Source organism: Pseudomonas sp. Leaf48 (assembly GCF_001421885.1).
Classification (GTDB): domain Bacteria; phylum Pseudomonadota; class Gammaproteobacteria; order Pseudomonadales; family Pseudomonadaceae; genus Aquipseudomonas.
The window spans coordinates 181,381-203,598 of record NZ_LMLH01000023.1 but is presented as its reverse complement, the minus strand read 5'-3'; the positions used below and the strand labels follow the sequence as shown (position 1 = coordinate 203,598).

Sequence of the window (22,218 nt, the reverse complement as noted above, 5' to 3'; positions counted from 1 at the left end):
GCGTGTCAGGTCAATGCGTCGAAGGGTTGGCCAGGGTCAATTCGGCCAGAGTTCGAAACTCCGCCAGCAGACTTCTTACGTAAGCGACCTGGTTGTTCGCCCAGCGGTGTTCGTCAGCCAGCATTCGCTCCAGCGAGTAACCCGATGGCAGCGGCGTATCACTCATTTCCCGGTAAGCGATAAAAGGGTCGGCAGCCTCATCGGTCTGCCGGAACGCCGGAGCCACGTAGTGATTTTCCTGTTCGAGGATGAACGCGATCACTTGCGGGGTTGTTTCACCGAGCATCAACAGTTCGAACAACATGCGCGCGTTGGGCAGGTCATCTTCGGCGCAACCTTGCTGCACGCCGTAATGGCCGAAGCCGTTGAGTTCGGGGACGATGCGCACGCCCTTCAGGTGGGTCTGGCGAATGTGCGGCGCCAGTGTACGAAGGGCCTGCAGGGGCTGCTCGCAGGCATTGATCATGTTGCCGAAGTCGAACAAGGCATGCAGGCGAGGGTGATTGAGACGGTTGAGCAGTTGCGCGATCTCGGCGCTCTTGAGTTCCTCGTGCTGTTCGAAATCGAAGTACAGGTCATGCTCGTCAGCTTGCCGGGCAAGGTAATGCAGGTCGGATTCGATCACGTCCATGACCCGCGACAGCGCACCTTCGTAGCGCGAGTAGACGCGGATGTTGCGGGTGCCCACGGCCTTGGCAATGGCGATCACTTGATCGACGTCCTGTTTGCGCGTGCTGCTGATTTCCAGGTGCACATCCAGTTCGAGCCCGCGGGCCTTTTCGGCAAACGCCTGGAGTTGCCCGGCAGTCATCTGGCTCAAGCTGTTTTCCTCGCCGTCGAGCAAATGCAGGCTCAGACCCTGCAGTTCGTGGCGATAGGCGAAGTCCAACAGGTCGGCCGGCTTGACGCGACCGTGGGTGAGGTTGGTCAGCAGGGGATAGGCATGGGCAAACAGGCGCAGTTGGCCCAGGCGGTCGAGCAGCTGCCGAGCCAGCGCTTGAGTCAGTACTGGCGGTGCGTCGGTCTCGACAACCTTGTGGCTGAGCAAGGCATTGAAACGTTCCTGGATCTTATTGTTCATTCGAGTCGTTCCTGGTTCAGACGCCGGGTCTGCCGGCGCAGCCTTTATCGCGCCAGCCGGGAACTCTCGATAGATCCATTATCAGTTAAATCATAAGACCACTTGTCTTACTCAAGTGGCCTTTTGCAGATAGCCCATGTTGCTCAAGGCTTGGGCAAGTGCTTCGACTCGCTCCCTGGCCTGATCTTCAGGTGTGCTGGCAAAACCGATCAGCAGCGCGGGCGGCAGGACATGTTCGAGGCAGTAGTCGCTCAAGGCATAGGTGTGAATATTGTGTTGGGCCAGTTCCCTGGCGATGGCGGCGTCATCCAGATGCGCCGGCAGCCAGGCGATCAAGTGCATGCCGGCATCCACCGCAGTGACCTTGAAGAAACCGTTCAGGCGCTGCTGCAGTTGTTCGACCAAGGCTTGCTGACGAGCCGTATACAGCGCACGCATGCGCCGTATATGGCCGATGAAGTGGCCTTCGCCCATGAAGTCCGCCGTCACGGCCTGCAGCAGTGTGGGAGGGCTGCGATCCATGACCGCACGCAGGGTACAGAAAGGTTCGATCAGGGCCTGCGGCAGTATCACGTAACCCAGTCGCAGCGAAGGGAAGAGCACTTTGCTGAACGTTCCGACGTAGATCACCCTGGCCCCTTGGTCCATGGCATAGAGCGCAGGCAGGAGACGGCCGTTGTAGCGAAACTCACTGTCGCAGTCGTCCTCGATGATCCAGCTCTGGTTGCGGGCAGCCCAATCGATGAGGGCCTGGCGTCGGGCGGAACTCATGGTGATGCCCAGGGGATGCTGGCGCGAAGGTGTGGTAAACGCCAGGCGGGCTTCGGGACACCGGGCCAGGCCTTGTTCGACATCAATACCCTGATCGTCGATGCGCAACGGTACCACCTGACCACCCTGGGCCTGGAAGGCGATGCGAGCCGCGATATGCCCCGGGTCCTCCATCCACACGCTGTCCTGTGGATTGAGCAGCAGCATGCCCAGCAGGTTAAAGGCTTGCTGGGCGCCGGAGACGATCACCACCTGCCCGGCACTGCAGTCGATGCCACGGGCATCAAAGACGTACTCGGCAATGGCCTGGCGCAGGCTCTGCAAGCCTTGCAGTTCGCCATAGCCAAGCAGGGCCTTGGTCGGTTTATGCAGGTGGCGGTTCATCAGGCGCTTCCACACCGCTTGCGGGAATGCGTCGTAGGCGCTGTGGCTGGGCAGGAACGAGGTCGGTGTCTGCGCAGCCCAGCTTTCATAGGAAACGCCCTGAAAGTGACTGCTGCGCAGAGACAGCATGGAGTGGCTCAGGTCAGACAGCCGAGGAGGCGGGGGCTGCGGCTGATCGTCGGCACTACCGCGGTTCTCCCACTCGTTGCCGACATAGGTGCCGGCCCCGGTACGCGAGGTCAGAAAACCTTCGGCAATCAGTTGATCGAATGCATTGAGAATGGTGATTCGCGAAAGCTTCAGCTCGTTGCTCAAGGTCCGGGTCGATGGCAGGCGCACGCCGCCTTGAATCCTTCCACTGAGAATCTGTTTGCGAATCTGCAAGTAGAGTTGGCGGTACAAGGGAATCGCGCTGGCAGGATCCAGTTCGATACCTGACAACAGCAAACCTGCGGAGGATTTCATGATTCGTACGTCTTGCCGGATTGTGGTTTTGACCTGGAGCATTGTCAGGCAACTGGGTACGAAAGGGTATCGAGAGCCGCTGGATAAGTCATCTACCGCTGGCATTGCCCATCGCACTGTCGATTTCACGGTCCCTCGTTCGACTATCCATCAGGGCGCGCCCCCCTGCTGATCGCTGCGATCCCGGGCGCTGCCGGCGTGCTCATCGCCCGCTATGTGCGCAGCGGTGAGGTGCGCACAGGAAGCGTTGCGGGCTAGCCGGCACCCAGCATTTCGCGCATCCGGTACCACAACATGCCCAGGGCCAGCAGTGGTGAACGCAGTGCCCGGCCGCCGGGGAACGTCATGTGTGGCACGCCGCTGAACACGTCGAAGCCTTTGCTGTGACCGGCGTGGATCGCTTCGCCCAACAGTTTGGCGCACCAATGGGTGACGTTCAGGCCGTGGCCGGAGTAGCCCTGGGCGTAGTACACGTTGGGGTGCTGGCTCAAGCGCCCGACCTGGGGGAAACGATTGGCAGAGATGCCGATCATGCCGCCCCATTGGTAGTCGATGCGCGCATTCGCCAGTTGCGGGAATACCTTGAGCATCTGCGGGCGCATGTAGGCGGCGATGTCCGCTGGGTCGCGGCCGGAGTAGTGGCAGGCGCCACCGAACAACAAGCGCCGGTCCGCCGAGAGCCGATAGTAATCCAGGCCGACTTTCTGGTCGCACAGCGCAACGTTGTGCGGAATGAGTTGCGCGGCAGACTCCTCGGACAGCGGTTCGGTGGCGATGATGTAGCTGCCGGCCGGCAGCACCTTGCCACTGAGTCTGGGTTCGAGTTCCTCCAGATGGGCGTTGCAGGCCAGGACCAGGCTGCCGGCGCGCACGGTGCCACCGGCACAGCGTACCTGCACCGTGCTGCCATGGATCAACTCCAGCACCGGGCTCTGCTCGAAGATCTGTACGCCAAGGGACTGCGCGAGCTTCGCTTCGCCGAGCACCAGGTTCAGCGGGTGCAAGTGCCCCGAACCCATGTCCACCAGGCCACCGGCATACACAGCGGAGTTCACCACCTGCTCGCGGATCTGTCCCGCTTCAACCAGGCGGGTTTCATGGGCGTAGCCTGATTCGAGCAGTTGTGCGTGTTCGGCCTTCAGCCCGGCAAAATGCGCCGGTGTATTGGCCAGCTCGCAAAAACCCCAGCGCAGGTCGCAATCGATCCCGTGTTCGCGGATGCGCTCGCCCACCAGTTGCACCGATTCGATGCCGGCGCGCTCAAGGTAACGCACGCCTTCGGTGCCAACATGTTTGGCAAAACCACTGACGTCATGACCAATGCCGCGAATCAACTGGCCGCCGTTGCGCCCGCTGGCGCCCCAGCCAATTCGCCGGGCTTCCAGCAGCACTACCGAGAGCCCGCGCTGGGCCAGTTCGATGGCGGTGTTGACGCCGGTGAAGCCACCGCCGATCACGCAGACATCTGCCTCAAGGTCCGAGGCCAGGGCAGGGCGTGGTGCCATGCCTTTGGCCGATGCAGCGTAATAGGACTGGGTGTGTTCGTTGGTGTACTGATTCATTTGTTGGACTTCACTTTGCTCCACGAACGGGTCATCAGACGCATGATCGACTGGGGCGGGGTGGTGGAAATGTAGAGCTTGTCGAGGACTTCCTGAGGCGGGTAGACCTCGGGATTGTTGACCAGCTCAGGGTCCATGTATTGCTTGGCTGCCGGGTTCGGGTTGGCGTAGCCCACCGCCGCGCTGACCTTGGCAATCACTTGCGGGTCCAGAAGGTAGTTGATGAAGGCGTGCGCTTCTTTCGGATTGCTGGCGTCGGAAGGAACAGCCAGCAGGTCGAACCACAGGTTGGCGCCTTCCTTGGGAATGGAGTAAGCGATGTTCACGCCGTTATTGGCTTCCTTGGCGCGGTTGGCGGCCTGGAACACGTCACCGGAATAACCGAAGGCCACGCAGATGTCGCCGTTGGCCAGGTCCGACACGTACTTGGATGAGTGGAAGTAGGTGATGTAAGGGCGGATGGTCAGCAGCTTGGCTTCGGCCTTTTTGTAGTCTTCGGGGCTTTCGCTGCGTGGGTCCATGCCCATGTAGTTGAGGATCGCCGGGTAGACTTCGTCCGCCGAGTCCATCATCGAAACGCCACACTGGCTGAGCTTCTTCAGGTTCTCAGGTTCAAACAGCACGGCCCAGGAGTCGATGCGGTCGATGCCCAGTACCTGCTTGACCTTGTCGACGTTGTAGCCGATGCCGTTGGTGCCCCACAGGTACGGCACCGAGTGCTCGTTACCCGGATCGTTTTTCTCCAGCAGGGCCAGCAGTTTCGGGTCGAGGTTCTTGAAGTTCGGCAGTTGCTCGCGATCGAGCTTGAGGAACGCGCCGGCCTTCACCTGACGGGCGAGGAAGTGGTTGGAAGGCACCACTACGTCATAGCCGGTGCGACCGGCGAGCAGTTTGCCTTCCAGGGTTTCGTTGGAGTCGAAGACGTCGTAGATCACCTTGATCCCGGTCTTGGCCTGGAAGTCGGCGAGGGTGGTTTCGCCGATGTAGTCGGTCCAGTTGTAGACGCTGACTGTTGGCTGAGCCTGGGCACCGGCGCTGAACAGCGCGGCCAGTGCGATCGGGAACATGGTTTTCAATAGACGCATATCGACACCTCTTGGAGTTATTGGCTTTTTCAGGTGATTCTTTGGCGTTGGGGCGACCGCCTTCGCGAGCAAGCTCGCTCCCTCAGGGGAATGCATTCCAGATGTGGGAGCGGGCTCGCTCGCGAAGAGGCCAGATCAGTCACCATTCATGTTGAATGGCACACCGCATTCGCGAGCAAGCCCGCTCCCACAGGGGAACGCGGACTCATGGGGAGCATTGTCTTTTAAACGCTCAGCATCAGGAACTCCCGCTCCCACGAACTGATCACCCGCTTGAAGTTCTCGTGCTCGGCGCGTTTGACCGCGACGTAGCCACGCACGAACTTGTCGCCCAGATAACGGCCGATGGTTTCGCACTCTTCCATGCGGGTCAGGGCGTCTTCGATGGTGATCGGCAAGCGCAGGTTGCGGCGCTCATAGGCACGACCCTGAACGGCTGCGCTTGGCTCGATGTGTTCGACCATGCCCAGGTAACCGCACAACAGACTGGCGGCGATCGCCAGGTACGGGTTGGCGTCGGCCCCCGGCAAACGGTTTTCCACGCGCATGGCATCGGGGCTTGAAGTCGGTACACGCAGGCCGACGGTACGGTTCTCTTCACCCCACTCGACGTTGACCGGTGCCGAGGTGTCCGGCAGGAAACGGCGGAACGAGTTGACGTTCGGCGCGAACATCGGCAGCAATTTCGGGATGTACTTCTGCAAGCCGCCAATGTGGTGCAGGAACAGTTCGCTCATGTTGCCATCGGCATCGGCGAAAATCGGCTTGCCGGTGGCGATCTCGACCACGCTCTGGTGAATGTGCATCGCGCTGCCCGGCTCATCGCCCACCGGCTTGGCCATGAAGGTCGCCGCGACATTGTGCTTGAGCGCCGCCTCACGCATGGTGCGTTTGAATACGGTGATCTGGTCGGCCAGGTCCAGGGCATCGCCGTGACGGAAGTTGATTTCCATCTGCGCCGGGCCGTCTTCGTGGATCAGCGTGTCGAGGTCCAGGCCCTGCAGTTCGCACCAGTCATAGACGTCTTCGAACAGCGGATCGAATTCGTTGGCGGCATCGATGGAGAACGACTGACGTCCGCTTTCCGCACGGCCCGAACGGCCCAGTGGTGCCTTGAGCGGCAAGTCTGGATCTTCGCAGCGCTGGGTCAGGTAGAACTCCATTTCCGGCGCGACAATCGGCTTCCAGCCTTTGTCGGTGTACAGCTGCAGCACTTTCTTGAGCACGTTGCGCGGCGACAGTTCGATCGGGTTGCCGAACTTGTCGAACGTGTCGTGGATGACGATGGCCGTCGGCTCGATCGCCCATGGCACTACGTAGACGGCGTCGGACACCGGCTTACAGACCATGTCGATGTCAGCCGGATCGAGCAGGTCGTAGTAGATGTCGTCGTCGACAAAGTCCCCGGTTACCGTTTGCAACAACACACTTTCCGGCAGGCGCATGCCTCGCTCATGCAGGAACTTGTTGGTGGGTGCGATTTTGCCGCGTGCAATGCCGGTCAGATCGCTGACGACGCACTCGACTTCGGTAATCTTGTGATCTTTCAGCCATGTGAACAGCTGATCGAAAGGGGCATTCATAAAGACCTCGTTATTGGTTTTATTAACGCCAGGGCAAGCCGATTTCATCTTTCAGGCACTTCCCCTGTAGCGCGTTGACGACTATCTTGGGCGAGCCTTGCCGTTCCATCTATCCACTTTATCCAGCACAAAGCGCACCAAAAGAGTGCGCAGGGTCGCCCATGACAACCTGCAACTCGCTACAGGTCCAAGCGTTCAACACCGCCGATGTCGCCGAGCAGATCCGCGCCACGCCGGGTTGGGTGCAGCATTACCAGCAGATGTCGCCGGGGCATTTCGCCGGCCAGATTCGCTATCTGGACCTGCAGGGCGTGGAGATTTACGAAGAGTCCATGAACACCCGGGTCGAACAGAATTTCAGCGCGCCCCAAGGTTCGTTGGCGTTCTGTTTCGACCGCAGCGACAACGCGCTCTACCTGCTCAATGGCGAAAGCCGAAATATCTGGATCACCCCGGAGAACTATCAGGAAATTGCCGTGGTGTTCGGCCCGCAGTTCGTGCAACGGCACAGCCTGGACATGGCCAGGCTCGAAGGCTTGTTCCTGGCGCCGCTCAACTCCCGGCAGAATGCCTTGTTCAGTCGCTGGCTCAGCGGCACCCTTACGCGCCTGTCGCAGACCTTCGACCCGCCGAGCCGCGAAGCCCTGACCGAGCAGTTGCTGGAAGACTGCCTGTTCATCCTCGATAACGCCTGCGTGTGTCTCGACCAGGGCGCGTTGCAGCGCCGGGCGGGGGAGCGGGCGATCATGAAACGGGTAGGGGAATGGGCCGCGGATACTCCGGAAGAACACCTTAACCTGCTGGAACTGTCCCAGATTGCCGGGGTTTCACTGCGCCAGTTGCAGCATGCCTTCAAGACCTACACCGGCATGGCCCCGACCCAATGGCTGCGCCTGCGCCGACTGAACAGCGCCCGCCGCGAGTTGCTCAGTTGCACGCCGACGCAAACCACTGTGGCCGAAGTGGCGATGAACTGGTCGTTCTGGCATTTAGGACGGTTTTCCAGCAGCTACCGCGCGCTGTTCAAGGAATTGCCGAGTGACACCCTCAAACGCGCGAGCGCCGTGCAAACGAACGGGCGCGGGCGGCGCAAGTAGGTCGGCAGGGTAATCATGCCGATCACCCCCGCTTCCACATCGCGAACCGTGAAGTGGACCGCAATCCACCTGTAGGAGCGAGCCTGCTCGCGATGGACGTCAACGATAACGCGGGTTTCCTGAATACCCGTGGCACCCTCAGGTTTTTCGCGAGCAGGCTCGCTCCTACAGAGAATGTTTTGATCTAAAAGCCCCGGCAGCCCAGGGCATCAGGGCGCTGGTGACCGTGACGTTGGCGGCCGCGAGCATATGTACGATGACGGAGCGATTCATGGTCCGCAGGGGGATATACCGCGGCCGATTCTGCGTGGACGCTGGCCTACGTAGGCTTCGATGTGCCAACGCCGTTTCTGGCGTGGCATGTGCCGTAGATCAGTCGAGACCCGCAAACACTGAAATCGCCGAGACTGGCATTGTTGGCGCAAAAGGCCGACCGGAAACCGGATGCCGGTTGAGAGCTGAACTACAATCTGTCCATGTGAACCACGCCCCTCTGGAGGTCATCATGAACAGGCTTTCGCCACTCGGTCTTTGCGTCGCATTGTCGCTTTTCAGTGCCCCGGGTTGGGCTGCGACGGTGGTGCCGTTGAAAGGCCAGAGTTCCCAGCAAACCCAGGCAGACATGAGCGAATGCAACAGCATTGCCGCCAGCCAGAGCGCGTCGACTACCTCGTCGACTTCCGGTGGCAGGGTCAAGGGTGCTGCCGTAGGTGCCGCCGCCGGCGCAACTGCGGCACAGGTGCGCGGCAATCAACATGACGATGCCTATGACCGCGTTGACGATGATGTTAAACAGGACTATCGGCAGGACCGCGCCAAGGAAACCGCAGCAGCCGGTGTCGTGGTCGGCGGATCGCGTCAACGCCAGGATCGCCGGGAGCAGGAGAAAACCTCGGCGGCGAACACCACCACGGCCTATAACAGTTGCTTGCAGGGCAAGGGATATCAGATCAATCCTTGAGCCTTTGCCACGGTGGCCGACCAATGCCGCGGCAATACCGACAGGCCACCGGTTAGACCTTTCAACCGCCGCACGCTGAAGAAACTACCTAGAGCACTAGGGCAATCGCCGTATTCGACGGTGATTGCCTCAATATCCAGCCCCCGGGCTCTGACATAGGCTTCCTATAGAGAACGCCCAACTGCCGGAGTCGCTATGCGTTTGTTTGAATTGATCACGTTGACCGTACGTGTGCGTACGGTTGCCGAGGCACTGGTGCGCATCGAAGCCGCGCTCAAAGGTCCGCAGGTCGGTGGCGTGTTGATGGGCTGCTGGGCCTCGGAGATTGGCCAGTTGAATCAGATCGCTGTGCTGCGCGGTTTTGCCGATGAACAGCAAAGGCAAGTCGAACGCGAGCGCTTCCTGTTGGACGGCGGCGACTTTGGTGCCAACGAATTCATCACCGATCTGCGTATCGAAAACTACAGCCTGTTTCCCTTCCTCGAGCCCCTGGCTGCTGGCCAGCACGGGCCATTTTACGAAATGCGCGTGTACGACCTGGTCAGCAGCGGCTTGCAGCCCACGCTCGATGGTTGGCGCAAAGCCATTGAAGCGCGAACCGCCGAGCAGTACTCGCCGGTGTACGCAGCTTTCTACGCCACCGACGGTTGCCTGCCGCGCTACCTGCATATCTGGCCGTGGAAGACCCTCGAGCAGCGCGTGCAAGTGCGCACCCAGGCAGTCACCGACGGTGTCTGGCCACCGGAGAATTCCGGCCCGCAGCTGCGTGACATGCGCTCGACAATTTACCTTCCGGCGACGTTCTCTGCGCTGCAGTGACTTCAGTGGGCAGCGCGGGTAGACGGCAGCAGGATGGTCAAAATCCCCAGCAGCGGCAAAAACGAGCAGAGCGTGTACACGTACTCGATGCCGTGGATGTCCGCCAAGTACCCCAGCAGCGCAGCGCCAATGCCGCCGAAGCCGAACATCAGGCCGAAAAATACCCCGGCGATCATGCCGACGTTGCCGGGGACCAGTTCCTGGGCAAAGACCACGATGGCCGAAAAAGCCGAGGCGAGGATGAAACCGATGATGATGCTCAGTGCGGCGGTCCAGAACAGGTCGACGTAGGGCAGGGCGAGGGTGAAGGGCGCTGCACCGAGTATGGAAAACCAGATGACCTGCTTGCGGCCGATCCGGTCGCCGATCGGGCCACCGAAGAAAGTGCCCGCCGCGACCGCACCGAGAAACAGGAACAGGTACAGCTGCGAGCTGGCGACCGACAGGTCGAACTTCTCGATCAGATAGAAGGTGAAGTAGCTGGTAAAGTTGGCCATGTAGAAGTATTTGGAAAACACCAACATCGCCAGTACCACAAGGGCAAAGGTCACCCGTCTCCTGGACAGGCCATGGGTCGCCTTGCCGCCTTGCTTGAGCTTGAACAGGTCCAGATGTTTACGATACCAGCGGCTCAGTCCGTACAGCACGAGAATGGCGAACACTGCGAACAGACCGAACCAGGCGACGTTGCCCTGGCCGTAGGGAATGATGATCGCCGCGGCCAGCAGCGGGCCCAAGGCACTGCCGGCGTTGCCGCCCACCTGGAAAGTCGACTGTGCCAGACCGTAGCGTCCGCCTGATGCCAGCCGGGCGACTCGCGACGTCTCCGGGTGGAAGGTCGAGGAGCCAATGCCCACCAGCGCTGCAGCCACGAGAATGGCCGCAAAACTGCCGACCAGCGACAACATCACAATACCAATCAGGGTGCACACCATCCCCGCTGGCAGCAACCAAGGCTTGGGATGGCGGTCGGTGTAGAAACCGATCCAGGGTTGCAGCAGTGACGCGGTCAGTTGAAAGGTCAGGGTGATCAGGCCAACCTGAGTGAAGGTCAGGCCGTAATTAACCTTGAGCATCGGGTAAATCGACGGTAATACGGCCTGGATCAGGTCATTGATCAGGTGCGCCAGGGCACAGGCGCCGATCACGCGCATGACCAGCGGGCTGGCCTGGCTGGAAATCGAGGTGGTGGCGGTGGGAGACGCGGTAAGGCTGGTGGACATGGGCGAGCTTCCAGACAAAAAAGCGCAAATGCGCTGCCGTTTTTTCGGGGTTTGGCGCTATCCTAAGGGCCGAAGCTCTGCCCGTCTCGCGCAATTGAGGCGCTGACTATCGCAAAAAGGGCGAAATTATTATTCCGTTGAATAAACTTCTGGCTGATATCGACCAAGGCGACTGGAGTGTTCGTAGCAGTGCTACCGACTACCCGGAAGACTGGGTGATCCAGCCGCATTGCCATGAAAAACATCAACTGATCTACGCCATCGAGGGTGTGATGGTGGTGCACTCGGCGCTGAGCCAGTGGACGGTACCACCCAGCCGTGGCATCTGGATGCCCAGCGGGCATATTCACTCGATTCGCTGTGTCGGTGCGATCAAGATGCGCAGCGTGTTTGTGCGTCCTGACGATTGCCTGGGTCTGCCAGCCGAACCGAAGGCGGTCAGAGTGTCCGCGCTGCTGAGCGAATTGATCAAGGTCTCGGTGGATTTCGCGCCATCCTTCGCAGTGGATTCGCGGGAGGACCGGGTGATGCGCTTGATCCTGGACGAGTTGACGATCCTGCCGACCTTGCCACTGAACTTGCCACAGCCCACCGATCCGGCCATCAGAACCATCTGCGACGCGTTGCAGCGTAATCCCGGAGATGGTTCGACCCTGGCGCACTGGAGTTCACGACTCGGTGTCGACGAGAAAACCATCCAGCGCAGATTTCACCGGGAAACCGCCATGACCTTCGGCCAATGGCGCCAGCAGTCGCGCTTGTTGCTGGCCCTGGAGCGCATAGCGGTCGGGGAAAAGATCATCGACGTCGCCGGTGAACTCGGCTACGACAGCCCCAGTGCGTTCACGACGATGTTCAAGAAACAGTTCGGCAAGACACCCAGTGATTTTTTCAGGTAGTCAAAAGCCATTTTCCTGTAATGGAAGTATCGAAACACAAGGCGCGAACGGTTTCACCCGCCGCGCCTGGCGGTCATTTGCTGGCGTCCAGTACCACGCGATAACGCGCCTTGCCGCTGCGCAGATGATCGATGGCTTCGTTCACCCGGCTCATGGGGAACATCTCGACCTGCGGCAAAATCTGATGACGCGCGCAAAACTCGAGCATCTTCGCCGTGTTGGCCGGCGAGCCGACCGGTGAACCGGACAGGCTCTTCTGCCTTGGGATCAGTTCGAACACGCCCACCGGTATGGCGCTGGGCACGATGCCCACGAAGTGCAGGCGACCCTTGCCGCGCAGGGTGGCGAGCATGGCGGACCAGTCGAGGTCGGCGCTGGCAGTCACCAGGAGGAAATCGAGGGTGCCAGCAATGGATTTCAGGGCATTACTGTCGGTCGAGGCGATCACATTGTGCGCGCCCAGACGCCTGGCTTCGTCCTGCTTGTTCAACGACGAGGTGAAGGCGGTGACCTCACAGCCCCAGGCGTTGAGCAAACGCAGGGCCAGGTGACCAAGCCCGCCGATGCCTACCACGCCGACCCGGTCGGTCGGTTTGACGTCGAACTCCACCAGCGGGTTGAACACCGTGGAACCTGCGCAAAACAGTGGGCCGGCCATGGCTGGATCGAGGCTGGCAGGTATCGGCAGCGCCCAGGCCCAGTGCGAACGCAAGCGATCGGCGAAGCCGCCGTTGCTGCCGATGATCGTCGGCTTGGCAGTGTTGCAAAGCTGATGGGAGCCTTCGATACAGGAGGAACAATGCATGCAACTGCCCTTGTACCAGCCGATGCCCACCCGCTGGCCCGCCTTGAGGCCGCGTACCTGTGAGCCCGCCCGCACAATAGTGCCGACCACCTCGTGGCCGGGGATAAAGGGATATTTGCTGACGCCCCATTCGTTATCGATCATCGACTGATCGGAGTGGCACACGCCGCAGTATTCCACTGCAACTTCGACCTCTTCGTCGCCCAATGGGCCAGGGTCGTAGCTGTGTCGCTGCAACGGCCCGCCGGCCGCCGTTGCAGCCCAGCCGGTGAAAGTAGTGAGTTCGCAACTGTCGCTCATTGAACACCTCGGAATCAGGAGACAGGGGTTGCCCCCGGACGCTGCAGCGCAGCCTGAAAAGTGTAGCGGCACCGGGCGCTGTCGCCATCGCCATCCACCGGGCAAATAGGCAGGCATCGCCAATGTGCAATGAACTCCTGCCGGGCGCCTGCCTCTGAACATCAAGAGCGCCGATCAGCTTTCAGATTGCCAGCCAACCATCGTACTTACCGCCGCACCCGGGAGACGCCCCATGAGCAACTCTGCCACCCTGGAACAATTGCTCGAGCCATTTGCGTCCCGCCCTGTAGCGCGCACAGCAGCGGGTGATCTGCAGCGACTGATGCAGAAACTCATCGTGCACGGATTTAGTCACCTGCCTTTACCCGGCCACGGGCAGACCCTGGAGCGCTGGCGAACATTGGCGGCGGTGGCCGCTTGTGACCTGGCGCTGGCCAAAGTGTTTGAAGGGCATACCGATGCGCTGGCGATCATGGCCGAGCTTGAACCTGACGCAACGCCGGTGCCGGGGAGTTGGGGGATCTGGGCCGCCGAACCGCCATTCGCACGGGTCAAAATCATTGGCCGCGAGGGCGATCAGCTGTACCTGCAGGGTAAAAAAGCCTGGTGTTCCGGCGCCCCATTGCTCGATCACGCGCTGGTAACCGTCTGGGACGAGCAGCACCAGCCGCAATTGGTCGCCGTTGCCTTGTCGCAACCGGCTATCAGCATGAGCGAAGAAGGCTGGCAGGCGGTCGGCATGGCCAGCAGTGCCAGCTTGGATGTGCATTTCGAACTGGCGCTGGCCCGTGGCGTCGGCATGCCCGGACAGTACCTGGATCGCCCGGGATTCTGGCAAGGCGGTGCCGGCATCGCTGCGTGCTGGTTCGGTGCGGCCTGCGCCCTGGCAGGCTACTTGCGTCAGCATTGCACCAAGCCACACCACGACGTGCATGCCCAGGCACATCTCGGCACCGTGGATGCGACGCTGGGTGCGGCGGCCGCTGCGCTGCGGGAAACGGCGCAGTGGATCGATGCCCATCCCCGCGACAGTGCCGAACTGCAGGTTCGACGTGTGCGGGCGCAGGTAGAAGCGGCGGTCAGTGTGGTACTCGAACATGTCGGACGGGCACTGGGGGCCACACCGTACTGCCGGGACAGTCACTTCGCCCGGCTCGCGGCAGACTTGCCTGTCTATGTGCGGCAGAGCCATGCAGAAAAAGATCTCGCCGAGTTGGGCAAACAGGTCGCGGCGCAACCGGTGGGGGAGTGGTTACTGTGAAAGCAGGGCAGTCATTGGCGGAAAATCTGATTCGCGGTCCGGGTACATCACTGGCGCAGTGGCAGTCCAGCCCGGCGCTTGCCCGGGTACCGATGATCAGCCATCGAACACTTGTGCCGCAGGGAAGTCGGCTGGTGGTTGTCGCCCCCCATCCGGACGATGAGATCCTCGGTTGCGCAGCAATTCTGGCCGGCATGCAGGGCCGGGAGGCCGACATCTTGATGATCGCAGTCACCGATGGCGAAGCCAGTCATCCAGGTTCGCGGCAATGGAGCCCGGCGCGCTTGCGTCAGCAGCGTCCGCTGGAAAGTGTCCATGCATTGCAGCGACTGGGCCTCGATACCCAGGCGCTGCACTGGCAGCGTCTGAGTGCGCCAGACAGCGCTGTGCCGGATCATGAAGATCATCTGGCGGCCCGACTGATGGCACTGCTTGAACCGGGTGACCGGGTTGTCACGACCTGGCGTCACGACGGGCATTGCGACCATGAAGCCACGGGACGGGCGACTGAGCGTGCCGCCAGGCAAAAGCAGGCCTGTCTGATTGAGGTACCGGTGTGGGCCTGGCATTGGGCACACCCGCAAGATCCGCGAATTCCCTGGGCACGAGCGCACAAGCTGATGCTGGACCCGCCGCAGTTGGCGCGAAAGCGTGAGGCGATTGCCGCCCATGTTTCGCAAGTCAACGCCGATGGCGACAATGGCGCGGTACTGAGCGACGACGCTATCGAACGACTGTTGCAGCCCTTTGAACTGGTATTTACATGAGCCTGTCGCCTGATTACTTCGAACAGATGTTCCGTGCCAGTGACGACCCCTGGTCCTTTCGCACCCTTTGGTACGAGAAGCGTAAACGCGAGCTGACCCTGGCCAGCCTGCCGCGCCAACGCTACTCGCGGATTTACGAGCCCGCCTGCGCCAACGGCGAACTCAGCGCGTTGCTCGCGATGCGTTGTGAGAGTCTGCTGTGCCAGGAGCTCAACGCCAGGGCCGTGGGACTGGCCCGTGCCCGGTTGAGCGGGTACGCCCATGTCAGGGTCGAGCAGGCGCGCATCCCCGCCGATTGGCCAAACGGGCTGTTCGACCTGATCGTATTGAGTGAAATCGGTTATTTCCTCGACGCCGGCGAATGGACGCAGGTTATTGATAACGCCCTGCGCAGTCTGGGCCCGGACGGTGGTGTACTGGCCTGTCACTGGTTGCAGCCGATCGAAGGTTGCTCCCAGGACGGACGCCAGGTGCATGCACTGCTTGCCGAACGGCTGCACCTGTATCGACTGATACGCCATGAAGAAGCCGGGTTTGTCCTCGAATACTGGAGCCGGCAGCCGGCCTCGATAGACCTCGACGAAACCTGCGACTGATCACTCGGCCAACGATTGCAGAAAATCGCCGAAGCCTTCGCGACAGCGACAATCCTTGCGCGCGCTGGTGATCACCCGGTTGGTCGCCGTCCACATGATGTTGGCGCCACTGCGCTCCAGGTCGGCGATCAGTTGCACGTCTTCGTGGGTGGGCAGGGCCCTGAAACCGCCAGCATCGAGATAGGCCGTCGAGGAGACGCCAAGGTTCGCGCCGTGAATATGCCGATGACCTTCGACAATCCGGTAATGGGCGTCGTAGCGCTCGCGTACCGCCAGTGGATGTTCCGACCAGTCGATGACCTGGACCAGACCACAGACCGCATCCACATTGAACTTGAGCTGATCGGCCAGCCACGAGCGCGGCACGATGCTGTCTGCGTCGGTGAAGGCCAGCCAGCGTGCGCCCGCGGCCAACAGATGTTCGGCACCATGGGCCCGTGATTGTCCGACGTTGCGATGGTTGCAGGTCAATGTCCTCACGCCGTAAGCCTGGGCAATCTGCAACGAGTTGTCGGTGCAGGCATCGAGCACGAGCAGTACCTGTACCTCTTCATTGCCCAGGCCTTCGTGAAGCGCGGCCACCAGCAGCGATTCGATGCAGTCATCGAGAAACGCTTCTTCGTTGTGCACCGGCACAATGACTCCGATCATTTGCGGCTCCCCATGACCCATGCATCAGTTACATGGCTTTGGGATGTCGACCGGAGCCCTTTCGCATTGGTTGCAACTTTTTGCGCACAGCCCCGGGGCTGACCATTGATCGCTAGTCACAGTGAAAAAAAGGAACCGCCGGTTCAGCACCTTGCCCTTATTCATATGCCAACCCGGCTAAGGAGCAATGACCATGCGAGCAATGACCTATCACGGCGCCCATAAAGTCAAAGTCGACACTGTCCCCGATCCGGTCATCGAACAGGCTGACGACATCATCCTGCGCGTCACCGCCACAGCGATCTGCGGTTCGGACCTGCACCTGTATCGCGGCAAGATTCCCACCGTGGAGCACGGCGATATTTTTGGTCATGAGTTCATGGGCATCGTCGAAGAGACCGGCTCGGCGGTGACCCGGGTGCAGCGCGGTGATCGTGTGGTCATTCCGTTCGTGATCGCCTGTGGCGAATGCTTCTTCTGCCAGCTGGAGCAGTACGCGGCCTGCGAAACCACCAACGATGGACGCGGTGCCAACCTCAACAAGAAATCTATCCCGCCGGGCGCTGCGCTATTTGGTTACAGCCGCCTGTATGGCGGCGTACCCGGCGGCCAGGCTGAACTTGTGCGCGTGCCAAAAGCCAATACCGGGCCGTTCAAGGTGCCCGGCATTCTGGCGGACGAGAAAGTATTGTTTCTCTCCGATATTCTGCCGACGGCCTGGCAAGCGGTGCGAAATGCCGGCATTGGCCAGGGTTCCAGCCTGGCAATCTACGGCGCCGGACCGGTAGGCCTGCTCTGCGCAGCTTGTGCGCGGATGCTCGGTGCTGAACGGATTTTCATGGTCGACGATCATGACTATCGACTGGCCTATGCCGAGAAAACCTACGGGGTGATCCCGATCAATTTCGAGGACGATGACGATCCCGCCGATACCATTATTCGCCAGACCACAGGCATGCGCGGGGTGGACGCCGTGATCGACGCGGTAGGATTCGAAGCCAAGGGCAGTACTACCGAGACCGTGCTGGCGACCTTGAAGCTCGAGGGCAGCAGCGGCAAAGCCTTGCGCCAATGCATCGCCACGGTGCGCCGTGGCGGTGTGGTGAGCGTGCCCGGTGTCTACGCTGGATTCATCCATGGCTTCATGTTCGGCGATGCGTTTGACAAGGGCCTGACATTCAAGATGGGGCAAACCCACGTGCAGCGCTTTCTGCCTGAACTGCTGGAGCACATCGAGCTCGGCCGGTTGAACCCAGAGGCAATCGTCACGCACCGTCTCTCCCTGGAGCAGGCGGCTGAAGGCTACGAGATCTTCGACAAGTGCCAGCAGGACTGCCGCAAGGTGATCCTGATTCCGGGGGCGACCAATACGCTGCTGACCGAGCCCATTGAAGACACCGAGACCGTCCCGGTGTTTGCCGATCGAGGGGTCACCACCTTGTAGCGACGCTGTAATGTCGAGCGCTAGGGGCCCGAGCGGCGCCTGCCAAGTCGATTGAGTGCAAGCAGGGCACCGCTGACCAACAGCGCGGCGCCGACCACCAGCAGCGCCGAAGGACGAATCGGCGCAGGCTTTGGGGTGTCGGTTTCCAGCTCGAACGTGTCCACGGCATTGCGCACAATTTCATCGGTTGCATAGTAGGGCGGCGATTGCTGCGACTCATACTCCATCAGGTGCAGTTGCAGGCGGGCACCATCGCCCAGGATCAGGGTCAGGTTCTCGATGGTGCCGGCGACCCGCCCCGGATAGACAGGCTCACCGCCAGGGTCCAGTTGGTCATACAGGAACTGCCGGCCTTCGAGCCAGCCGACCGCTGTCTGCAGTTCGGGGCCCAGGTAATACTTTCCATCGAGGAAAAAGCCGGGGAAATGTGGCGTACGTTCACGGCTTTCAACGCTGTAGCGCTCGCCCGGCCGCATTCCGGTTGCCTGGTCGATCATGATGATGTGCTCCTGTCTGATGGTCTGCGATAGAGAACGGCCTGTCTGCAGGGTTCCATCGAGATGAGGAAAGGTAAGCCCGGTGTCCGCAGACAACTATCAGGTAGCGCAGATAAATCGAACTCTGCACGGTCGATCGATTCAACCTTGGACATGACGCCGCCAGGAGATGCAGTTGAACAATCCAGCGATTTTCATCGGATGTGCAGGCTGGCAGCTTGGGCGCGAGCATTTGCCTGCCTTCCCGGTGGCCGGAACTCACTTGCAACGCTATGCAGCGCAGCTTGGCGGCGTGGAGATCAACAGCTCGTTCTATCGCCCGCACCGTCGGCAAACCTACGAACGCTGGGCTGAGTCGGTGCCCAAGGGGTTTCGTTTCTGCGTGAAGGTGCCGAAGTTGATCACTCACGAACGGCGTCTGCAGGGGTGTGCCCGGGAACTTGAAGCGTTTGTCTGGCAGTGTTGCGGATTGAACGATCGACTGGGTTGCCTGCTGGTGCAATTGCCGCCTTCGCTGGTATTCGATCGTGATATCTCTGAAGCTTTTTTCATCGAACTCAGACGATTGCATGACGGCCATGTGGTGCTGGAACCCAGGCATGAATCCTGGCGCGATGCCGAGCCGCTGCTGCAGGAATACCGGGTTGCCCGGGCGGCGGTCGATCCTTCACGCATCGCTGGTGACGCGGCACCGGCGGGCTGGCCGGGATTGCGGTATTGGAGGCTGCATGGCTCGCCGCGAATCTACTTCAGCCCCTATGAGGTGCCAGCGCTGCGGATTCTGGCGGATGAACTACAGACGCCTAGCGGTACTTGCGAAGCGACCTGGTGCATTTTCGACAACACAGCCAGCGGCGCTGCACTCGGCAATGCCTTGACGCTCTCGCATTTCTGTAGGAGCGAGCACGCTCGCGATGGTCGCCAACGATAACGCTGGAAACCTGACACCCCGCGGCGCACTCAGGCTCATCGCGAGCATGCTCGCTCCTACAGTCCGGGTTCCAGTTGCAAAGAGGTGGATATGACCAGCAACTCGCCATACCAGGTGCAAGGCGTCAATGAACCAGACCCGGAGGCTCCGGATCGCTACGACCCACTGACAAAACCCGACGATGAGCGTCCGGACAGTCGGGAAGCGCCGGGCAGGGAAATGCCGGAGGCCGACGAACCCACTCCACTATCGGACGACAGGCGCTGAGACACTTTTGGGAAAGCACGGGAGGCCGTCACTCGACCTCCCGCTCGGCCATCATCTAGTTGCCATCGGCAACCTTGCGCTCGATCTCGTCAATTTTTCGCTGCTGCTCTTCTTCGTCCTGTTCCTCTGTTTCAGAAGAAGAGGGCGTAACGGTCTGATCGACTCCCTCGCTATCACGCAGATCCCTTTCGACCACATTGACGGTTGTGCCGGAAGAATCGGTGGGCGGGGCGTTTGAGTCGGTGTTTTTTTTGGTGTCGTCGATATTCATATCACTTTCCTCCACTGTCCTGAGATATGGATATCAAAGGGGCAAAGGAAGTTTGTCCGCCCCGACTGGCGGAAAAAAGGCCTCCAGTGCTACTCGTCCAAAACGATCCCCGATCCGCCGGATTCCAACGGGATGTCCTTCAACTTGGGCAACCCGTCCTTGATGCGCAATACGCTCTCTTGATAGTGAACGTGTACGCCTGGGCAATACTCGAGGTCCGGGATGACCGCCGCATACACATCGATGAGCCCCATGCCCGGGTGTTCAGTGAACAGATGCCCGCCACAGTTCTTGCACCACTTGCGGTAACTCTGCACTGTCTTGTTGTAGGTACCAATGTTGTCAGCCCCCCGGGTGACTTGCACTGCCTCGGGTTTCCATAGCGTGAAGGCATTGACCGGCCCTGCTGACCAATGCCGGCACGACGCGCAATGGCAATACCCCATGGCGACCGGCTCGCCGCTGACGGTGAACTCGACGGCGCCGCAAAAACAACTGCCCGTGTAAGACCGTTCAGTACTCATGGTATGACTCCTCGCTCAATTGTCAGGCGCTTGGCATGAATCGCCGCCTTTACGCGTCGACGTAGTGCACTGCCGTCGTCGGCGTGCGTCGCACCTGTAGTTCGAAAATGTCAGGGCGCCCATAGTGCCCGGCAACGTCGAGCGTGCGCCGCGCTGGCGCTACGAGTGCAACGTCGATGTCCGCATACAATATGGCCGCCTCCCGGTGTAACGGACCGGCCACGATCCGGCCCTGGGGATCGACCACCACCGAGTCGCCGTCGTTGATCCATTCATCCGGATCGGGGAACAGTTGCGCAAGCGCTGGAACGTCCTGGGGAATATCACTGCCACGCAGCGAGGTGCCGCTGCCGAGCACCCAGCAGCGGCCTTCGAGCGCAATGTGACGCATGGTGCTGATCCAACCCTCGCCACAGTCGTACGTCGGGGCGACGTAGATTTCCACCCCCTGGGCATACAGGGCATAGCGTGCCAGGGGCATATAGTTTTCCCAGCAGATGAGCGTGCCGACCCTGCCGACCGGTGTCTCGACCGTACGCAATCCGGCTGCATCGCCAAAGCCATGCACCATACGCTCGGGATTGGTCGGCATCAGCTTGCGGTGCCGGTTGATCACTTCACCGTTGGCACCGATAACGACTACGCTGTTGAAGAGGGTGCCGCCGCCATTCCCGCGCTCGCATTCATTGATGCCGCACACGATTGTCACGGCATGAACGCTGGCGGCCTCGCACAAGTCGCGCAGGTCACCGCTGGCGATATCGACAGCGTTGGCCTGTAGCTGTGCATGCAACTGGCCCATGACAGCCCCGTTTCTTCCTGCCGCCAGCCGCCAGATCCATGCCGGATAACCTGGAATATACGATTCGGGTAAAACAATCAGCGAGGCACCTGCCGCCGCGGCCTCAGCGACCGATTGCACAGCTCGGGCGATCGTCGCACTGCGATCGAGCAGCACGGGCGGACGTTGAATGATCGCTATCTTGCTCATGGCGTACTCCTGGGCGATTGGCTTTCGAAGGCTTGAGCGTGCGCGCGGCGAAGTCGTGGGGCTAGTTCAGAATCTGAAGCGTTGCAGGTGCGGAGTACAGGCGATGGACGAAAGCTACGGTCAGTTCTGCACGGTCGCACGCGGTGCGCAGGCACTGTGCGAGCGCTGGACGCCATTGGTTGTGCGCGAGCTGATGTGTGGCAGTAAGCGCTTCAACGAACTGCACCGCGGCGTACCACGGATGTCCACCAGCCTGCTGGCACAACGGCTGCGCCATCTGGAAGAGATCGGTGTCATCCATCGCACGGCCGCCGGCAAAGTCTGGGAGTACAACCTGACCGAGGCGGGAGAGGAACTGCGCCCCATCATATTGGCGCTAGGCCACTGGGGGGCGCGCTGGATCGGCAGCCGCTTGCGCGATGACCAGCTCGACGCGGGCCTGCTGATGTGGGACGTGCGCCGATTCGTGCGCCTCGAGACATTCCCGTCCCGGCCGGTGGTCATCCACTTCAGGTTCCGCGACGCACGTTCGGGCGAGCAAGAATGGTGGCTGGTGGTCGAACAGGGCGTGGCGGATCTTTGCCGCGACGACCCCGGCCGCGAACTGACGCTCGTCGTGGACTCCAGCGTGCGCGCGTTGACCGAAGTGTGGACGGGGGACCGCACGTCGAAGGAGGTTCTGCAGTCGCGGGAGCTGCGAGTAGAGGGCGCCGAGCAGGATGCGCAGAATTTGTGGCGCTGGCTGGGCACGAGTGCGTTCGCCGCTACGCGCAGGGCTGCCATCTAGGTTTCGGGATCGTCAGGAGGAGGGCGCATGCCGGCACGAGGGACAGTTGTCCCATCATGCTGCATGCTCCCTGCCGGCCCAAGCACAAGCAATGCCGCAGGCCAGTCAGGGACGTTACATTTTCAACAAGTCGGCACATCTCCTGTGGGCCAACCGCTGCTTCGCTTCCTTTTTTCCGAGCGCGCTTTCCTTGGCT

General features: G+C 60.8%; 23 protein-coding genes and 1 pseudogene. 12 read left to right on the top strand and 12 right to left on the bottom strand.

Annotated elements, in window-relative coordinates; translation table 11 throughout:
• Positions 1–10: 10 nt before the first annotated feature.
• The 5 genes from ASE98_RS15150 to ASE98_RS15130 all read right to left on the bottom strand — a co-directional run bounded on the left by ASE98_RS15150 (position 11) and on the right by ASE98_RS15130 (position 6,931).
• The gene (locus ASE98_RS15150; protein ID WP_060542147.1) at positions 11–1,081 is read right to left on the bottom strand and encodes a sugar phosphate isomerase/epimerase family protein; all 1,071 of its coding nucleotides are present in this window, start codon (positions 1,079–1,081) and stop codon (positions 11–13) included.
• A 111-nt stretch (positions 1,082–1,192) separates the two neighbouring features.
• Positions 1,193–2,701, bottom strand: a complete 1,509-nt coding sequence (gene pdxR / locus ASE98_RS15145) for a MocR-like pyridoxine biosynthesis transcription factor PdxR (RefSeq protein WP_060542146.1) — start codon at positions 2,699–2,701, stop codon at positions 1,193–1,195.
• Between the two features lie 254 nt (positions 2,702–2,955).
• Positions 2,956–4,263 (bottom strand): NAD(P)/FAD-dependent oxidoreductase, encoded by a 1,308-nt coding sequence (locus tag ASE98_RS15140; protein WP_060542145.1) that lies wholly within the window; start codon positions 4,261–4,263, stop codon positions 2,956–2,958.
• Positions 4,260–5,348: a polyamine ABC transporter substrate-binding protein gene (locus ASE98_RS15135; protein WP_060542144.1), complete on the bottom strand. Its 1,089-nt coding sequence runs from the start codon at positions 5,346–5,348 to the stop codon at positions 4,260–4,262. The genes ASE98_RS15140 and ASE98_RS15135 overlap by 4 nt, the downstream gene beginning before the upstream one ends.
• A 224-nt stretch (positions 5,349–5,572) precedes the next feature.
• Positions 5,573–6,931 (bottom strand): glutamine synthetase family protein, encoded by a 1,359-nt coding sequence (locus ASE98_RS15130; protein WP_060542143.1) that lies wholly within the window; start codon positions 6,929–6,931, stop codon positions 5,573–5,575.
• 161 nt (positions 6,932–7,092) lie between these two features.
• Here ASE98_RS15130 and ASE98_RS15125 point away from each other — a divergent pair, with 161 nt between their 5' ends.
• From ASE98_RS15125 to ASE98_RS15115, 4 genes and pseudogenes are all read left to right on the top strand, one after another.
• Positions 7,093–8,028 carry a helix-turn-helix domain-containing protein gene (locus ASE98_RS15125; protein ID WP_060542142.1) on the top strand — a complete coding sequence of 312 codons (936 nt, stop codon included), beginning with the start codon at positions 7,093–7,095 and terminating at the stop codon, positions 8,026–8,028.
• Positions 8,029–8,233: 205 nt separating this feature from the next.
• Positions 8,234–8,396: pseudogene (locus tag ASE98_RS27270) on the top strand (NAD(P)H-dependent oxidoreductase); the annotation flags it as partial.
• Between the two features lie 137 nt (positions 8,397–8,533).
• Positions 8,534–8,989, top strand: a complete 456-nt coding sequence (locus ASE98_RS15120) for a YMGG-like glycine zipper-containing protein (protein WP_060542141.1) — start codon at positions 8,534–8,536, stop codon at positions 8,987–8,989.
• Between the two features lie 195 nt (positions 8,990–9,184).
• Complete coding sequence (locus ASE98_RS15115; protein WP_060542140.1) at positions 9,185–9,808, top strand: NIPSNAP family protein; 624 nt, start codon at positions 9,185–9,187, stop codon at positions 9,806–9,808.
• Between the two features lie 2 nt (positions 9,809–9,810).
• Here the strand turns inward: ASE98_RS15115 and ASE98_RS15110 are convergent, their stop codons facing one another.
• Positions 9,811–11,031: an MFS transporter gene (locus ASE98_RS15110; protein ID WP_060542139.1), complete on the bottom strand. Its 1,221-nt coding sequence runs from the start codon at positions 11,029–11,031 to the stop codon at positions 9,811–9,813.
• A 125-nt stretch (positions 11,032–11,156) separates the two neighbouring features.
• Between ASE98_RS15110 and ASE98_RS15105 the strand changes: the two genes are divergently transcribed.
• The gene (locus tag ASE98_RS15105) at positions 11,157–11,930 is read left to right on the top strand and encodes an AraC family transcriptional regulator (protein WP_060542138.1); all 774 of its coding nucleotides are present in this window, start codon (positions 11,157–11,159) and stop codon (positions 11,928–11,930) included.
• Positions 11,931–12,003: 73 nt separating this feature from the next.
• Here ASE98_RS15105 and ahr read toward each other — a convergent pair whose 3' ends face one another.
• Positions 12,004–13,035 (bottom strand): NADPH-dependent aldehyde reductase Ahr, encoded by a 1,032-nt coding sequence (gene ahr, locus ASE98_RS15100; protein ID WP_060542137.1) that lies wholly within the window; start codon positions 13,033–13,035, stop codon positions 12,004–12,006.
• Between the two features lie 232 nt (positions 13,036–13,267).
• Here ahr and ASE98_RS15095 point away from each other — a divergent pair, with 232 nt between their 5' ends.
• Genes ASE98_RS15095 through ASE98_RS15085 form a run of 3 tightly spaced genes read left to right on the top strand, consistent with a single transcriptional unit; the run spans position 13,268 to position 15,659 of the window.
• A complete protein-coding gene (locus ASE98_RS15095) occupies positions 13,268–14,296 on the top strand; it encodes a hypothetical protein (protein ID WP_060542136.1) in 1,029 nt (342 codons plus the stop codon).
• 14 nt (positions 14,297–14,310) lie between these two features.
• Entirely contained in the window at positions 14,311–15,063 is a 753-nt protein-coding gene (locus ASE98_RS15090; protein ID WP_060542284.1) for a PIG-L deacetylase family protein, read from the top strand.
• Entirely contained in the window at positions 15,060–15,659 is a 600-nt protein-coding gene (locus tag ASE98_RS15085) for an SAM-dependent methyltransferase (protein WP_060542135.1), read from the top strand. The genes ASE98_RS15090 and ASE98_RS15085 overlap by 4 nt, the downstream gene beginning before the upstream one ends.
• Here the strand turns inward: ASE98_RS15085 and ASE98_RS15080 are convergent, their stop codons facing one another.
• Positions 15,660–16,310 (bottom strand): glycosyltransferase, encoded by a 651-nt coding sequence (locus tag ASE98_RS15080; protein WP_060542134.1) that lies wholly within the window; start codon positions 16,308–16,310, stop codon positions 15,660–15,662. It lies immediately after the preceding gene.
• A gap of 193 nt (positions 16,311–16,503) precedes the next feature.
• On the opposite strand from ASE98_RS15080, the gene ASE98_RS15075 reads away from it, so the two are divergent.
• Entirely contained in the window at positions 16,504–17,754 is a 1,251-nt protein-coding gene (locus ASE98_RS15075; protein ID WP_060542133.1) for a zinc-dependent alcohol dehydrogenase, read from the top strand.
• 20 nt (positions 17,755–17,774) lie between these two features.
• Here ASE98_RS15075 and ASE98_RS27760 read toward each other — a convergent pair whose 3' ends face one another.
• Positions 17,775–18,251 (bottom strand): hypothetical protein, encoded by a 477-nt coding sequence (locus tag ASE98_RS27760; RefSeq protein WP_060542132.1) that lies wholly within the window; start codon positions 18,249–18,251, stop codon positions 17,775–17,777.
• Positions 18,252–18,426: 175 nt separating this feature from the next.
• Between ASE98_RS27760 and ASE98_RS15065 the strand changes: the two genes are divergently transcribed.
• Both ASE98_RS15065 and ASE98_RS26950 read left to right on the top strand, forming a co-directional pair.
• Positions 18,427–19,182, top strand: coding sequence for a DUF72 domain-containing protein (locus tag ASE98_RS15065; protein WP_236707804.1), 756 nt, complete (start codon positions 18,427–18,429; stop codon positions 19,180–19,182).
• 90 nt (positions 19,183–19,272) lie between these two features.
• Complete coding sequence (locus tag ASE98_RS26950) at positions 19,273–19,449, top strand: hypothetical protein (RefSeq protein ID WP_177336975.1); 177 nt, start codon at positions 19,273–19,275, stop codon at positions 19,447–19,449.
• Between the two features lie 55 nt (positions 19,450–19,504).
• Here ASE98_RS26950 and ASE98_RS15060 read toward each other — a convergent pair whose 3' ends face one another.
• The 3 genes from ASE98_RS15060 to ASE98_RS15050 form a co-directional block, all read right to left on the bottom strand.
• A complete protein-coding gene (locus tag ASE98_RS15060) occupies positions 19,505–19,720 on the bottom strand; it encodes a hypothetical protein (RefSeq protein WP_060542130.1) in 216 nt (71 codons plus the stop codon).
• A gap of 89 nt (positions 19,721–19,809) precedes the next feature.
• Positions 19,810–20,244, bottom strand: coding sequence for a GFA family protein (locus tag ASE98_RS15055; RefSeq protein ID WP_060542129.1), 435 nt, complete (start codon positions 20,242–20,244; stop codon positions 19,810–19,812).
• Positions 20,245–20,293: 49 nt separating this feature from the next.
• Complete coding sequence (locus tag ASE98_RS15050; protein ID WP_060542128.1) at positions 20,294–21,235, bottom strand: carbon-nitrogen hydrolase family protein; 942 nt, start codon at positions 21,233–21,235, stop codon at positions 20,294–20,296.
• A gap of 103 nt (positions 21,236–21,338) precedes the next feature.
• Here ASE98_RS15050 and ASE98_RS15045 point away from each other — a divergent pair, with 103 nt between their 5' ends.
• Positions 21,339–22,022 (top strand): winged helix-turn-helix transcriptional regulator, encoded by a 684-nt coding sequence (locus ASE98_RS15045; RefSeq protein ID WP_060542127.1) that lies wholly within the window; start codon positions 21,339–21,341, stop codon positions 22,020–22,022.
• The last annotated feature ends 196 nt before the right edge of the window (positions 22,023–22,218 follow it).